General features: G+C 36.6%; 9 protein-coding genes and 1 pseudogene. 4 read left to right on the plus strand and 6 right to left on the minus strand.

Annotation, left to right across the window (positions count from 1 at the left end; genetic code table 11):
* Window positions 1-146 precede the first annotated feature (146 nt).
* From GZ212_RS14370 to xylE, 6 genes are read right to left on the minus strand one after another with little or no spacing between them, the layout of a single operon-like run.
* Window positions 147-1,985: a hypothetical protein gene (locus GZ212_RS14370; RefSeq protein WP_166961704.1), complete on the minus strand. Its 1,839-nt coding sequence runs from the start codon at window positions 1,983-1,985 to the stop codon at window positions 147-149.
* Between the two features lie 23 nt (window positions 1,986-2,008).
* A complete protein-coding gene (locus tag GZ212_RS14375) occupies window positions 2,009-3,613 on the minus strand; it encodes a RagB/SusD family nutrient uptake outer membrane protein (RefSeq protein ID WP_166961707.1) in 1,605 nt (534 codons plus the stop codon).
* Window positions 3,614-3,623: 10 nt separating this feature from the next.
* Window positions 3,624-6,755, minus strand: coding sequence for a TonB-dependent receptor (locus tag GZ212_RS14380; RefSeq protein WP_166961710.1), 3,132 nt, complete (start codon window positions 6,753-6,755; stop codon window positions 3,624-3,626).
* Between the two features lie 46 nt (window positions 6,756-6,801).
* A complete protein-coding gene (xylA, locus tag GZ212_RS14385) occupies window positions 6,802-8,127 on the minus strand; it encodes a xylose isomerase (RefSeq protein ID WP_166961713.1) in 1,326 nt (441 codons plus the stop codon).
* A gap of 4 nt (window positions 8,128-8,131) precedes the next feature.
* Window positions 8,132-9,625, minus strand: coding sequence for an FGGY family carbohydrate kinase (locus GZ212_RS14390; protein WP_166961716.1), 1,494 nt, complete (start codon window positions 9,623-9,625; stop codon window positions 8,132-8,134).
* A gap of 6 nt (window positions 9,626-9,631) precedes the next feature.
* Complete coding sequence (xylE, locus tag GZ212_RS14395) at window positions 9,632-11,242, minus strand: D-xylose transporter XylE (RefSeq protein ID WP_206080457.1); 1,611 nt, start codon at window positions 11,240-11,242, stop codon at window positions 9,632-9,634.
* A gap of 283 nt (window positions 11,243-11,525) precedes the next feature.
* Here xylE and GZ212_RS14400 point away from each other — a divergent pair, with 283 nt between their 5' ends.
* The 4 genes and pseudogenes from GZ212_RS14400 to GZ212_RS14415 form a co-directional block, all read left to right on the plus strand.
* On the plus strand, window positions 11,526-12,248 hold the full coding sequence (locus tag GZ212_RS14400; RefSeq protein WP_082316605.1) for an NUDIX domain-containing protein: 723 nt from the start codon (window positions 11,526-11,528) through the stop codon (window positions 12,246-12,248).
* A gap of 327 nt (window positions 12,249-12,575) precedes the next feature.
* The gene (locus tag GZ212_RS14405) at window positions 12,576-13,337 is read left to right on the plus strand and encodes an SDR family NAD(P)-dependent oxidoreductase (protein ID WP_166961722.1); all 762 of its coding nucleotides are present in this window, start codon (window positions 12,576-12,578) and stop codon (window positions 13,335-13,337) included.
* A gap of 207 nt (window positions 13,338-13,544) precedes the next feature.
* Window positions 13,545-15,497, plus strand: coding sequence for a LysM peptidoglycan-binding domain-containing protein (locus tag GZ212_RS14410; protein ID WP_166961725.1), 1,953 nt, complete (start codon window positions 13,545-13,547; stop codon window positions 15,495-15,497).
* Between the two features lie 86 nt (window positions 15,498-15,583).
* Window positions 15,584-17,013, plus strand: a pseudogene (locus GZ212_RS14415) (hypothetical protein); the annotation flags it as partial.

A 17,013-nucleotide genomic window follows, 5' to 3' on the forward strand; every position in this document is an offset into this window, starting at 1 on the left:
AATTTAATATAAGAAAAGGAGCTAGACACTATAAAAATCTTAGTTTTTTCATTTTTTTAAATAGGTAAGAAGCAGTTTTGAGGCTGCTTCTTACCAAAATATTTAACCATATAACCTCATTCATTAAGAGGCTTAAAATTCTTTAATTAATACACGGTTATACTTTCCACAGTAGCAGAAACAGCTTCTAAATCTGTTATATCTGTTGCCATACCGGCAACATCTATTACAAATACAATCACCCCTTCTACTAAAGTACCTGGATCATAAGAAACAGTATAAGTTCCATCTCCGTTAACTGTAATTGCACTTCCATTTCCATTTGGATTCCAATCAGAATCCGCATAATACATGGAAGCATTATAAGAACCTACAGCTCCTGCATTCAAAGTAATTCCACTCAATGTAAAAGTTACTTCAACTGATTCAAAGGAGGCCAAGTCTGCAGTGTTTAGTCCTGGATCATTAAAGGTGGAACCAAATTCATTGTAAATTTCCAATCTTAAGTTTCCATTTCCTTCCAAATCACCATAGACCAGCTTGGAATTATCGAAGGGTACATCTGTACCTTCATTTCCACCTCCACCACCTGAAGAGTTGCCAACATTTGGCACTAGGTGGTAAGCCATATATTCTGTTCCTTCGGCATTGATAGCTCCAAGCCACATATCAGAAATATTTCCGCTGGCATCTGTTGAAATATCAAGAATTCTTAACTGATTATTAGCATCAGCTGAAAAACTTGCCCAATTAATTACTGTAAAAGTTGGTACACCCACACTGAAAGAATAGATACCAGAACCATTAATTGAATAGGTTCCTTCAGTTACAGATCCATCAGGTGTTAAGAAAATTACTGAGTTATCTTGTGAGTCCATAATCATGGAAAAATCTCCATAAACTTCAGGATCTGGTGTTCCTAACCAATCTGGATAATCCTCTGGTGTTTGCCATCCATTTAACATGGAACCATTTAATCCTGCCCAATCAAGTGGATTACTTTCAGATAATTTCCATTCAATAGCTGTAGTAGTAATTTGAGAAATAATATCCTCCCATCCATCAGGAAGCGTTGGTTCTTCAGGACCTGTTTCTTCTGGAACCCAGTTATCACTATATTCCTGAGAAATAAAATTGAAAGATAGCATTGCTGGGTCACAGTCTCTAATTACACCTAACTGCATTGTATCTTCAGTAAGTGACAGAATAACCAATGAGTTCCAATTACTTACACACTCTTCATAAACAGCGTCATGCAAAATGGTAGCGTTTGAAGTTGTTAAAGTGTGATTATCCTTATCCAAATAATATGTTCCTGATTGTTCTCCATATTGAGGCAGAGTAAGATGGTTTACTGTCATGTATGGTCCTCCTTCTAAACTGAATGTCATCTCACCAAAATCTGCTGGTCCAGAGAATCCCCATCCTTGAATACTATTTAAGTCTGGAGACCAATTCCAACAATCATCTCCATAACAACCGCCTTCTCCTCCTTCTAACCAACCATTATCGGTGCCATAGAAGAACATTGGACCAACAAAATACTTGGATACCCCTTCTGCATCAACATCCAATAACCATGTTTTAGAATTTCCTACTCCTCCAGAGAGCATGGTCCATAATGGATCGTTAACATAATTCAGGTTATCTTCTGTAACTGTTATAACAATAGGTTCAGCTTCTACAATACCTCCATCGGTTACAGCAGAAAATTGAATGGTGTAATCTCCAGCAAAAGCATAATGAATTGTATCGATTGCTCTGTTAGAAATTCCTGTTTCATAATCCCAAACAGGAACAGTCTCTGGAGTATTATTCCTTAAAATAACAGTATTACCCCCTGCATCTATAGAATAGTCTTGAACTACAGAGAAGTTAAGTTCTGAAGGATCTAGTTTCCTTCCCAGCTCGTGATCGTCTTCACTACAAGAGGCAAAGGAAACCAGGACCCCGATTAACATAAATATTTTAAAAATTCTTTTCATAATTCTAATCTTTAATTAGTTAATTACCATCCAGCATTTTGCTGTAATACATTACCTGACAATGTAATTTGTGTGTTCGGAATTTGAGAAAGTCCTTGTGTTGCTTGGAAATTAGCGCCAGAAATAATTTTTGTTTCTTCAATACTACCTGTTAAAACGGTTGTATTTTCTTCAAGTTCTGATGCCGCAACGCCCAGACCTTGACGCATTAAATCCCAATATCTTATTCCCTCAAGAGCAAACTCTAAATGTCTTTCTTTTAATAAATTTTCAGCAGTTACCGCAAGTGGTGTAAAGTTATTACCGTAAGCACGTTGTCTTACTTGGTCAAAGTAACTTTGAGCACTTCCACTACCTAATTCGGCAGCCATCAATAAAACATCTGAATATCTAATTGCAAAGTAATCTTGGAACTGTTCAATTTGAAAATCTCCAGTTGCTACTATTTGCGTAGTACTTACCAAGTTTCCTGATTCATCATAGGCAGACATAGGTGTATATTTCTTGTTATAATAACCTGTATACTCTCTTTGTCCTTCTTGATTATCAAATGGAATTTCCTCTTCATCTACACCTATAACGGTAGCAAAACGTCTAGAATCTCCTTCATTGTATAAGTCATACAATTTTTGGGTGGCGGTTATTCCCCAACCATTCCCGTAAGGGAAACTCATAAACTCACGCATCCCAAATAAAACCATCCAATGGTTACCGTCTGTATTTCCGTTATAATCACTAGTATAAGTATATTTAATAGAAAATACAATTTCCTCATTACTTTCACCTGCATATGTGGATCCGTCTTCCGTAGTGCTAGCAGCAGGCCATAGATTTGCAAAATCAGAAACCAAACCGTGTCCGCTAGATGCAATGACATCTTCCATATGTTGTAAAGCTTCACTTTGAGAAACTAATCCCACTAAATCAGACTGTCCATAATATCCAGTATAGTATAAATAAACGCGCCCTAACATGGCTTTAGCAGCCCATCTTGTAACGCGACCATTAGGTACTGAATTATAACTTTCCGCTGGAATATTTTCTGCAGCATAAAGTAAATCCTCAGCGATTACAGCATAAACCTCATCTGGGTCTGCTTGAGGTAGATTCTCTGTTGAAGGCTCTGTCAATAAAGGAATGTGACCCCATAGGCGTACCATATCAAAATAAAGGTAGGCTCTAATAAAACGGGCTTCACCTACATAACGATTTCTTAAGGCTTCATTATCAGTCCAATCTATTTGATCAATTCTTTGTATTAACACATTACAACGATATAGCGCTTGATAGTATTTGATCCAAGTATCATTGTACAAATCCTGATAGGCAGGAGCCACACTCATATCAAACTCATCAATAGCTTGATAATCTGGGTTATCAGAATATCCCAGTCCACTAAAACAGTCATCAGACATCACTTCTGATGCCGTATAAAACGTTCTGCCAGAAGCACCAGTAACCACTTGTAGGCCATCATAACATCCTATCAATGCAGAATATGCATGCTCAGGAATTTGGTAAAAGCTTTCGTCTGTTGTATCGGTAATTGGCGCTGTATCTAAAAAGTCATCGCCGCATCCCCATACAAGCATTCCTAAAGCAACTAAATATAAATTAATTCTTTTCATGATTCAATTTTTAAAATTTAAAGTTTACCCCTAACATATAGGTTCTAGGTCTTGGGTAATACCCAACATCCACTCCAGATGAAAAGTTGTAATTTCCATCTGAAATTCCAAATCCTACTTCTGGATCCATACCATCGTAACTAGTGAAGGTGTAAAGATTCAAAACAGAAGCGTAGATTCTTAACTGTTCTGCAAAGAAAGTCTTGCTCTTAATACCCTTTGCTATGTCATAACCAAGAGTAACAGTACTAATTCTTAAAAAATCACCATCGTGAACAAAAATATCTGAGAACTGGTTATAATTTCTATTATCAACAGTTACTCGGGGTAAGGTATTAGAAGACCCCGGTCCATGCCAACGGTCTAAAATAGCTCCTGTCCAGTTTTGATTTGCTCCCGTATTTCGATACGACTGTACAATTTGGTTTCCTGCTACGCCGTTTGCTTGCATTGCAAAGTCAAAGGCCTTATAATTGAATCCAAGAGAGAATCCATAAGTGAAATCAGGATTAGGATCTCCTATTTCTGTTCTATCATCTCCATTAATAACACCGTCACCATTGTGATCTACATAAATTAAATCTCCTGGTTGCGCATCTGGCAATAATAATTCACCATTAGAATTCACATAGTTATTCACATCTGCTTCTGTTTGGAAGACACCTGCAGTTTCATATCCCCAAAAATATCCTAAAGGATGTCCGTCCTCAGCTCTATAAAATTCCTGAGAATTATCCCAAAGTTGGTTATTTAACCCGTGAATAATGCCATCCTCGGTTGGAATTTCACCAACTTCATTTTTGTTGTAAGCACCGTTAAAACTAAAGTTATAACTAAAGTCGTCTCCTATATCACCATTGTAACCTAATACGACTTCAACACCAGAGTTAACCACACTTCCTCCATTAATATATGGTGCCTCAGCACCTGCGATTGCAGGAATTGGAGCCAATACTAACCAATCTTTCTGTTCTTTACGGTACCAATCGAAAGCAAGGGTTAATTTAGAATTGAAGAATCTGGCATCAAAACCAAAATCCAATTCTTCTGCTGTTTCCCATTGCAATTCAGAGTTTGGTAATCTGTATGGATACGCTCCTGGAGTTAATACGCCTTCTTCATCTCCAAAACTGTAATTGGTATTTTGAGTTCTTACTAAACCAAGGAATTGGAAATTACCAACATTTTGGTTACCCACTTGTCCCCAACTTCCTCTAAGTTTCAAATAATTCATCCAATTTTCTACACCTCCCATAAAATCTTCTCTAGAAATAACCCAACCGGCTGAAACTGATGGGAAATAACCCCAACGATTCCCTCTAGCAAATTGTGAAGAACCATCTGCTCTAAAAGTGGCATTTAAAAGAAGTTTTCCTTTATAGTTATAATTTAAACGGCCAAAATAAGACATTCTTTTACTAATTGGATTTGGTCCACCTGAAAGTGAAATTTGAGTACCGTCTGCATTCGTTGCATTGCTTAACCAAGCATGATTTAAATCATCATAGATTAAATCCACATTTGAACCAGACATAAAGTGACCATCATATTTAAAGGCCTCAGTACCTAACATGGTTTCGAAGTGGTGATCTTCTCCCAAATCAAAATTATAGGTCAATAAATTAGTCCATATCATGCTTTTACCTTTACTCATGTTTTGGTTTACACTTCTTAAGTTACTAAATGCATAAATGGATAATTCATAAATAGGTGAAAAACTGTGTCCTTGACTCGCATAATAGTCAATACCTAAATTGGTTCTGAAATTCAATCCTTTAGCTAGTTCAAAATCGAAATACACATTACCGATCAATTTCTGGGTATCACTTTCGTTTTGATTGGAATAAACCATTTGAGCATATGGATTAGACACACCTTGTAACCAAGGTTCACTATATCCTGTTGAATTAAAATATGCCCCATTGGCATCATACATTGGGAATAATGGGTTTGTCTGGAAAGCACCTCTCAAAGAGTTGTTATACTGATTACCAACTCCTATACCATTATTGTTAATCCAAGCGAAGCTAAAGTTTTCACCAAACTTTATTTTGTCTTTATACAATTTGTGCTCAGAGTTAAACCTAAAATTGTATCTCTCATAATAGGAATAATCTTTTCCTCCAACAATACCAGCTTGATTTAAGTAAGAAAGTGATGACGAATAAGTAGACATTTCATTTCCTCCTGTAACACCTAAAGTATAGTTTTCTGTCGGTGCAGTTGTAAACATTTCGTCCATCCAATCGGTACCAGCTCCAGCATTGGCAATATCCTCATCTGAAAACTGTCTTGCCAATCCAGAATTGATTCTCGACTCATTAATAATCGTCATATACTCAGGAGCATTAAGCATGTCAATTTTTTTAGCTAAAGTCTGAACCCCATAAAACTGATCAAAAGTAATTTGGGTTTTTCCTTCTTTACCCTTTTTGGTAGTTACTAAAACCACACCATTGGCGGCCTGTGAACCATAAATAGCTGCAGAAGCAGCATCCTTTAACACCGAGATGCTTTCAATGTCTGCGTTATTAAGATACGAAATATCTCCTGTTTGTACTCCATCAACAACATACAAAGGTGCATTGCTACCTGCAGAACCCAAACCACGTATCACAACGTTCATAGATTCTCCCGGTTGACCAGAGGTTGAAGTAATTTGCACCCCTGCTGCTTGACCTTGCATTGCTTGAAGTGCGTTAGTCGTACTTTGCTTTTGAAGAGCCGCTCCCTCAACTTGAAGATTGGCACCCGTAGTTAGTTCTTTCTTTTGAACACCATATCCAACAACCACTACTTCACCAAGTGCTTCAACACTAGCTTCAATTTGAATGGTTAAAGTTGTTTGGCCATTGACTTCCACATCGAGTGTTGAATACCCTATGTAGCTTACCTGCAAAACAGCATTAGATGGTACTTCTAAAACGAAGTTTCCATCAAAATCTGTTGAAGTTCCCTTGGTTTGATCTCCCCTTAAGATTACCGAAGCACCTGGGACTGGCATGCCATCAGAGGCATCTGTCACTGTACCCGAAACCGTAATATTTTCTTGCGCAAAACCCGTTTGAGAGCCGAGGACAAAAAAGAATACTACAGCAAAAAAGGTGAAAAACCTTGTAGATTCATAAAATTTACTTCTCATAATGAAAAAAGTTAGTTAAATACTTATTGTTTGAGTTTGAAATAGTCTAATAAGCGTTTGCAATGATTTGCTCATACAATTCTTGCCTACCACTTATAATTTTTGGTTCTCCATTGGCTCTAGCAATTTTACTTAAGTCTTCTAAAGAAAGGTCTCCTTTTTCAAACTTGGCTCCATTACCTGAGTCAAAAGATTCATATCGTTCTTTTCTTAATTTTAAATAGTCTGTATTCTTAAGAATTTCGTCTGCACAAATTAATCCTCGCGCAAATACATCCATTCCTGCTATGTGAGCGATAAATTTATCTTCTAAATCGGTTGAATTTCTTCTCACTTTAGCATCAAAATTGATACCTCCGCCTTGAATACCTCCACCTTCTAATATGACTAACATAGCTTGGGTGATTTCATAAACATTGATTGGGAATTGATCGGTATCCCATCCATTTTGATAATCACCTCTATTTGCATCAATACTTCCTAAAAGGCCAGCATCAACAGCTACTTGAAGTTCGTGTTGAAAGGTATGACCTGCCAAAGTCGCATGGTTTACTTCCAAGTTTAACTTGAAGTCTTCCTGCAATCCATATTTATTAATAAAGCCAATAGAAGTAGCTGCGTCAAAATCATATTGATGTTTCGTAGGCTCCATAGGTTTTGGCTCAATCAAGAAAGTTCCGTTAAAACCTTCCTTACGTGCATAATCTCTACACATAGTTAGAAATCTAGCCAAATGGTCTTGCTCACGCTTCATATCGGTATTCAAAAGGCTCATGTACCCTTCTCTACCTCCCCAGAACACATAGTTCTGTCCGCCTAGTGCAATGGTAGCATCTATAGCCAATTTTGCTTGTCCACCGGCATAAGCAACCACGTCAAAGTTTGGATTGGTAGAAGCACCGTTCATAAATCTCGGATTTGAAAAAAGGTTTGAAGTACCCCATAACAATTCAATTCCGGTATCCGCTTGTTTTTGTTTCGCATAATCAACCATATGCTGAATTCTGGTTTCAAACTCAGCTAAAGTTGGAGCTTCATCTACTAAATCGACATCATGAAAACAATAAAATGGAATACCCAGTTTGCTCATAAATTCAAACCCTGCATCCATTTTTAATCGTGCTCTTTCTAAAACGTTTTCGGAATTGTCCCAAGAAAAAGTTTCAGTTTGCTTACCAAAAGGATCATCTCCTTTATTACATAGTGTATGCCAATAAGCCATTGCAAATCGCAAATGCTCCTTTAAAGTCTTACCAGCCACTACGCGGTTTTCATCATACCACTTAAAGGCCAAAGGGTTATCGCTCTCTCTGCCTTCATACTTTACAGCATCGATTCCCTTAAAAAAACTTTGTAACGTTGTTGTATTCATAATCTTAATCTTGAATTTTAATTTGTTCTTTCCAATGTTGATAAACATCTTGATATTGATTCACCAAATTTCTATTTGGCTCTAACTCTTCCATTAATTTAATATTCCCAAAAGCTTCCTTCAAGGAGTTATAATAGCCCCAACCGTAAGCTGCTCCTCTTGCTGCTCCATCGGCACCTGAAGTTTCATATAGGTTTAAAACGGTATTGGTTGTGTTTACAAAAATCTCCCGGAATAAAGGGCTTAAAAACAGATTGGCATAAGAAGCCTTAACTGCACTTCCAGATGCTCCAATGGATTTCATTACATCAAAGCCATAATTCATGGCAAAAACAATCCCTTCACAGGCAGCTCTTACCACATGTTCTGGTTGATGAATATTGAAGTTTAAGAATTCAATACCTGAATTCACTTCCTTATTATCAAAGATGCGCTCTACGCCATTTCCAAATGGATAAAATCTCAATCCCTCACTACCTAACGGTGCTTTGGTAGCTAGACCGTTAAGTAGGTCATAAGGTATCGAAGCTGTGGCTCCTACGGACATCAATTTTCTTAGCCATTGGTATAAAATACCAGACCCATTGATACATAAAAGCACACCATTACGTTTATGCTCTTTTGTGTTGTTCACATGAAGAAATGTATTGACTCTATTGTTTTTATCGAAGGCATCTTGATCGGTTACCGAATAAATAACTGCAGAAGTACCAGCATTGGCACCTACCTCACCAGGATTTAAAACCTGCAAAGACAAGGCATTATTTGGTTGGTCTCCTGCCCGATAAGTCACTTTAACTTGCGTATCCAAACCTAATTCTGAAGCTATCTTGGAGTCAATAGTTGCTTGATGTCCAAATGTGGGCACAACCTCTGGAATTAATTTCTCTGACAACCCCATTCCATTCAAAATACCATTAGCTAGACCGCCTTCTTTGAAATTCCATAAGGCGGCTTCAGAAAGTCCAGAAGTACTAGTCTGGGCAACACCCGTAAACTTAGCTGCAATAAAATCACCAGGAAGCATCATATAAGCAGCCTTTTCAAAAATTTCAGGTTGATTTTCTTGAACCCATTTTAATTTAGATGCTGTGAAATTTCCAGGGCTTCCTAATATTTGACTTTGACAGGCATCAACACCAATGGTTTGATACCATTGCCTTCCAATTTCAGCCGCACGTCCATCACACCATATAATTGAAGATCTTACAGGCTCTAAATTTTCATCCACCAAAACCAATCCATGCATTTGATAACCGATGCCAATTCCCTGAATTTTACTGATATCAATTCCTTCTTGATGCCTTAATTTTAAAATGCCATCCTTAATGTATTGCCACCATAAATTAGGGTCTTGTTCTGCCCACCCAGATTGAGGTGAAAGAATAGGTGTTTCAAAATCAGGAACCGTAATTGCTTTTATTTCCAGTCCAATTTCAGCATTGAAAACTGATAGTTTAATGGATGAACTGCCTATATCGACACCTAAAAAATACATTCTAAACTATTTATTGTTTTTATCCCACAATTGTTCCATCTCCTCTAGGGTCTTCCCTTTTGTCTCTGGCACAAACTTCCAAATGAAGAGTGCCGATAAAATGGCCATAAATCCATAAATCCAATATGAAAAGCCATTATGGAACAATTCGGTTAATTTTATATTATTATTCATCATAGGGAAGGTCCATGAGACCACTAAATTGGCCAACCACTGTGCAGCCACTGCAACGGCCAGAACTCCCTTAATTTTATTAGGAAAAATTTCTGAAAGCAACACCCAGGTTACAGGCCCCCAAGACATGGCAAAAGCGGCTATATAACCCAACATAAATAAAAGTGAAGCGATACCCGTAGATTGCATAAACAAAGAGAAACCAAGACCTATCATACTAATGGCCATAACCACACTTCCTATCAACATCAATTTCTTTCTTCCAAAATTGTCTACAGTAAAAATGGCTAATACTGTAAACAACAAGTTAATAGCACCTACAATAATGGTTTGAAGCATGGAAGCATCGGTCTCCATACCCATGCCTTTAAAGATTTCGGGAGCATAATAAAGCACCACGTTAATACCTACAAATTGCTGGAACACTGATAATAAAATTCCGATGATTACTATACCCCAACCATAGGTGAGCCAATGTGCTTTCTTCTGATTAAATGAATTTTTAATTTCCTGAATGATTTTCAAGGCTTTTTCCTTACCATTCAACTTGGCAAGAACCTCTACCGCGTCTTCGTCATGACCTTTCATCACTTGGAACCTTGGCGTTTTTGGCACCAAAAACAGACAAACTAGAAACAGTATCGCTGGAACATTTTCTGAGAGGAACATGTTTCTCCAACCGATAGTATTAATCCACTCAGCCGTTTGACCTTTAACGATAAAATAATTTACAAAATAGACGATAAGCATCCCACCTACTATGGCAAACTGATTAAAGGAAACTAATTTCCCTCTTATATTGGCTGGCGCCATTTCTGCTATATATAAAGGAGATAGCATACTAGCTAATCCCACTCCAATTCCTCCAATAATCCTAAAAATTATAAAAGAAGTAAGCGCGTTACCTCCAAAGACATTCAAGCTATCAGGATATCCAGACCCACAGGCTGAAATAATAAATAAAACCGCAGCTATTAACAAGCCATTTCGACGACCGATCGAGTTGGCTATTTTGTCTCCCATAGATGCCCCTATGATACACCCTACAAGGGCACTACTTACCATAAAGCCAAAAATCGAGTTCTTTAAATTATCAGTTAATCCATCTGAAGAATTCAAAAACCCGAAATAATAAAAGGCACCAACAATGAAGAAAAACAATACTACAATTATGGTTGCTGTCTTTTTATTATAGAACTTATAGATAAAAGAGCTGAGTAACCCAAAAATAGTCAGCAAACATAATGTCAAGATAATTTTAAAATGAAAAATAGATTGCGTTGCCATTTCAGCACTGGAATCCAAGGCTTTTACAAAGAATGTTTCAAGCGCCCCTACAGCTCCAGAAATAACTGCTGTATCATACCCAAATAACAATCCCCCCAAACTTGCTACAATGGTAATTAGGTAGGTAGATTTTAAACTTTGAGAGGTAGCATTCATATTTATTGTCATTTAAACCATATCTTATGGTAAATTTGACTACAAGTTTACGAAGGATTTTTCATTTTGACAATTATTTCAATTGTTTTTTTAAGATTTCTTTAAATAATTCTATAGTTTTTATTAACACCATAAATTTCAACTACCTTTTTCTTACAATCTCAACATAATCCTTGTTAATAATTAAACAATTATCGACCTTTGAATGATTTTTAAAAAGGGTTTTTCTGCATGAAGTGAGCACTTAAATCTTATAAGTCTATATTTACCTTTATTTAATAAAATGATTTTCAAGAAATTTTTTGATGAGGAATCTGGTAAGATCATAGAAAGTTCTGTGATGAATGCCATAACAATTGACTGTGTGATTTTCGGATTTGACAAGGGATCCTTAAAGGTTTTGTTAATTGAACATGCTGAAGGGATTAGTAAAGGAAAATGGGCACTGCCTGGTGGATGGATAAAAGAAGAAGAAAGTATTGATCATGCAGCACAACGCTTATTAAAAGAACTAACAGGATTAAGCAACATCTACCTAGAACAATTAAAAGCCTTTGGAGAACCAGATCGTTTCCCTTTAGGCAGAGTTATTACTATAGGTTATTATGCCCTTATTAAAATTGACGATTTTGATATTAAAGCGGGTTTCACAGCATCTGATGTCAAATGGTATAACATTAAAGATGTTCCTGAGCTTATTTACGACCACAACACGATTTTAAATTACAGCCTCAAACACTTAAGGAATAGAGTAAAACAAGCTCCTATCGGGTTTAATCTTCTCCCTAAAAAATTCACGCTCCTGGAACTCATGCAGCTGTATGAAGAAATACTAGGTATTGAATTAGATAAATCAAATTTTAGAAGAAAAATACTAAGAATGAAGTTGTTGCAAGTGTTGGATGAAAAACAAAAGGACGTTTCTCATCGGGCCGCTAAACTGTATCGATTTGATTATGATATTTACAAAAAATTGACCCAAAAAGGATTCAATTTTGAAGTTTAAGTTTAATTACTTCTAATTTTCGCCTTTGAGTGATTTTAAAGACGAATTCTAAATTCTCTTTTGGGAAACAATTTATCTCCTTTCACGAAAATTTCAAATCTTCTATTCGGTTAAAACCTCTAAACCATGAAGCTGAAAAAGTAGAGATTGAATGTTTATGCTTTTTTAAAGTAGTTCACTTTTAAAAAACTAGAATAACGCTTAAGTCCTTTTTACCGCTTGATTTAATGGATTTTCAAAAGCCAGCAATAGAAATGGAGCAGTCCTTCCCTTTTCCGTATCTTTATATTATGCAGACTATAACTTTTAACGATTAAATCTTTAGCCATGACAAAAACTAAAATAGCATTGGTAACTGGAGGAAGTAGAGGCTTAGGTGAAAACATGGCCCTATCCCTAGCCCAAAAGGGACTGGATGTAATTCTTACCTTTAATCAAAATTCAGAAAAAGCTGATGACGTTGTTAACCGAATCAAACAATTAGGACAAAAGGCAGCTGCCATTCAATTAAACGTTAGTACTCCCTCTTCATTCAACAAATTCTTTGATCAAGTACAAGAACATTTGAAAGTGACATTCCACTCTGAGAAATTTGACTTTCTAATTAACAATGCCGGTGTTGGCACTTACAGTTCCTTTATGGAGACTACGGAAGAACAACTAGACCTCATGTATCAAATTCATTTTAAGAGCGTATTTATGCTTACTCAAGCAGCACTTCACATAATGAATAATGGCGGTGGTATTGTTAATATTTCTTCTGGATTAACGCGATTTGCCATTGGAGGATATGCAGCCTATTCCTCCATGAAAACAGCCATCGAAACCTTAAGTAAATATCAAGCAAAGGAATTAGGAGAAAGAAAAATCAGATGCAACGTAGTGGCTCCAGGAGCCATCGAAACCGATTTTGGTGGTGGCGCTGTAAGAGACAATCAAGATTTGAATGCCTTTATCGCATCAAATACAGCCTTAGGACGCGTGGGTTTACCAGATGACATAGGTGGTGTTGTGGCATTTCTTTGCACCGAAGACGCCAAATGGATTACGGCCCAACGAATAGAAGTGTCTGGTGGACAGATGATTTAGTTGGTTGAAAATTTAAAAAAATAAAGTTTTAGGCCCTTTAACAATAACCGGTCATTAATTACGGTATAAGCAAAAATCAAAAGCTTAAATATCAATTTGTTAATAACATATTGATAATTACTTATAAAATGCATAAATCATATCGATAATTTAGTACTTTTATACTTACAAAAACTCCCTTTTAGTAAAAACGAGAAGATTTCACTTATGAATAGAATCCTATGCCTATGTGTGATGTTGCTTTTGGGTATCCAATGGTCATATTCTCAAGAACCAGAAAGAAAGCATATTGTAAAAAAAGGGGAAAGTATTTTAGAAATAGCCAACACTTATTATGTCACTCCCTATGACATATTTCAATTGAATCCAGGCGCTTCTGATGGTATTAAGGAGGGCATGGAACTCAAAATACCAAAATCCAAAGTCAATAAAACTGAAATTGCAACTCCTGAGATTCAAGAACTCAAAAAGATAACTTATAAAGTAAAATCAGGAGATACAAAATATAGCTTAGCAAAGAATTTCGGAATCAGTATTGATGAATTAGAATCTCAAAATCCACAAATTGTACCAACGCTGATTGCTGGACAAACTTTAACCGTTCAAACTGACAAAGCAATCTCTTCTCCAAGCAAACCTAAATCAACAACCTATGTTGTTAAAACTGGTGATACCAAATTTAGTCTTGCTGAGAAATTTGGGATTTCCATTGAACAATTGGAATCCTTAAATCCTCAAACTAAAAAATCGTTACAGGTAGGTCAAGTTTTAACTTTTGACCAAACCAAATTAAAAGAATCTGATACAAACACAGCTTCCTCAGTTGTAAATCAACCAACCAAAACTGTTCCTACACAAGTTGAGCAACCACAGAAATATATCTCATACACCGTTAAACCAAAAGAAACGCTCTATGGCTTATCACAAGCGGCCGAGATGAGTATTCCAGAATTTTTAAAGTTGAATCCTTCTCTTTCAAATGGTGTGAAAATTGGTGAGGTCATTAAAATGCCAGCTCATATTCAGGTCGGTGGCAATACCACTTACGAAACAGATCCTGAATATGTTAATCCTAACATTAAATACACTGATTTAACCAAAAATCTGGATAAGAATCAAAAGAAAAAGGTAGCATTTGTACTTCCTTTTACCAAAGGCGAATTTAAAAATTTAAGTAAATCTGGATCAACTTCTACTGCAGACTCATTAACAAAAAACAATGTTGCCTTCTATGAGGGTGCTTCTATAGCTTTGGATTCTCTGAAGAATTTAGGTTTGTTGTTAGATTATGAATTGGTGACCTCCATTAAGGATACGGATTCTAAAAGCATCAAAGCTTTCGTTAAAAAATCTGATTTAGAAGATTATCAATTGGTTTTCCTTCCTTATTTTGATGACCAGTTTGTCACTTCTCTGGATGAGTACCTGAATGACTCACCCATTGTAACTTTAACAAATTCCAACGCATTCCAAAATAAATCAATAATTGAATCCGTACCATCCGAAGAAACCCAAGCCAAAGTATTATTAAAATACATCAACTCATTAAACGCTAATGTTTTGGTTATTCATGATTCCGATAGGGTATCTAACAAAACATTAATTTCCTCGGAGTTATCAAACCCTACTTATTTTGAAATATCGGGTAATGGATTAGTAGATAATAACAAACTAATTGCATCCTTAAAGAAAGATGTAAAAAACATTATTTTACTCAATACCAACCAAACAAAGGTATACTTAAACGTTACGACACCATTGCTAGCCGAATCATCAAAGAATTTCATTCAACTTGCAGTCCTGACACAAAAAGATTTGCCAAATGAGGTAGAAGTTTCTAAAATGCGTTATAAAGTCTTGAATTTATTATACCCCTCATTGGAACCTTCTGAACCCAATTATGCCGAAAGAATTTTTGAATTAAAATACAAACAGGTTTTTGGATCTACTCCTACCCTTGTCTCCAAGTACGGCTTTGATACCACCTTCGATACCCTTTTACGCTATTTTCAAAAGGAAAATCAACCCAACATGAAGGATGTCTCTGAGCATAGTGCTTTAAAGTTTGAATACGAAAAGAATTCAGGGGAAAATTATAAAAATAATGGTGTATATATTCTTAAATTTGACTCAAATTCGGACCGAAGCAAAGTGAAATAAGGTTTCAGAATTAAATCAAAAACCAACTAAATAAAAAATCTTTATTATAATTGTAATAAAGATTTAGCGCTAACTAGCTAAGATCAATGAAAAAAAGTACGCACCCATTCTTTTATAACCACCTACTTTTTTCTTTAGGACTGATCTTCCTATGGAGCAGTATCGCATTTTCCCAATGCCCAACTATCAACGATAATTCTCAGTCCTTTTGTGATATCGATTCACCTACCATAGCCGATTTAGTTGCTGTGGATAATGGTTCAGGCATCAATTGGTTTGACTCACCAACTTCGACTACACCATTAGCCTCTGATTTAGGATTAGAAAATGCCACGGTCTACTATGTGGATAATTCAAACGGTGATTGTGGTAGTAGACAAGAAGTTACTGTAACAATATATGGTGCACCAACAGGCTTAAATTTTCAAGGGGTTTGCGTCGATGACCTTTCAGAAGCAACAATCTCAGATTTGTTTGCAGTTGGAAATAATGTTCAATGGTATGCGGTTCCTAACGGAGGAACTGCTTTAGCTCCCACGACCATTTTATCTGACAATACACTTTACTACGCAGATCAAGAAAATCCAGATACGGGATGCAGAACCTCCCGACTATCTGTTTTGGTCAATGTAGGTTATGTTCCCGTACCCTCAGGTGACGGCCTTCAATTCTTTTGTGGTACTCAGGACCCACCGCCTACAGTGGCGGACTTGGTAGCTTCGGGAAACAATAATTGGTATGCCACCAATTCTTCAGCTGTACCATTAGATTTAAATACACCATTAGTAGCTGGCGAAACCTATTATGCCACCACAGTGGACCCTCCTTGTGAAAGTGAAGATCGTTTAGAAGTAATTATTGAATTTGTACCACCCAATAATGCTGGTGAAAGCAATTCGTTGGAATTTTGTAACAATGGATTAAATACCATTGGCCCCATAGATCTTTTCACCTATTTAGGAGGCAATCCAGACACTAATGGGGAATGGAGTGGACCTGTTACAACCACTAACGATCACTTAGGAACCTTAAGTATGAATGGGTTAAACATTGGTAACAGCCCATATGTATTTACATATAATATTGATGATAATAATCCGTGTGGAACAACATCTGCGACTATCACAATAAGTATTTTACCTCCTCCAAATGCAGGAAATGATGGAGACATTACGGTTTGTTCTGATGGAACGCCTGTAGATCTGTTTGATTATATTAATGGTAATCCAGATTTAGGAGGTACTTGGTCTCCACCTTTGAATAGTGGATCAAGTATTTTTGACCCGCAATTTGATTCCGCCGGAGATTATACATATACCGTTTCTTTGTTCCCTTGTGATGATGACACAGCAGTTATTTCTGTATCTATGACTCCGGAACCAAATGCTGGGAATAGCGCTTCTGTAGAGATATGTTCTAATGATACCCCTATAGACTTGTTTACTGTTTTGGGCGGTGCGCCAGATTCAGGAGGTACTTGGTCTCCAGCTCTTAACAGTGGTTCGGGATTATTTGA

Source organism: Mangrovimonas sp. CR14 (assembly GCF_011764015.1).
Taxonomy (GTDB): Bacteria; Bacteroidota; Bacteroidia; order Flavobacteriales; family Flavobacteriaceae; genus Mangrovimonas; species Mangrovimonas futianensis.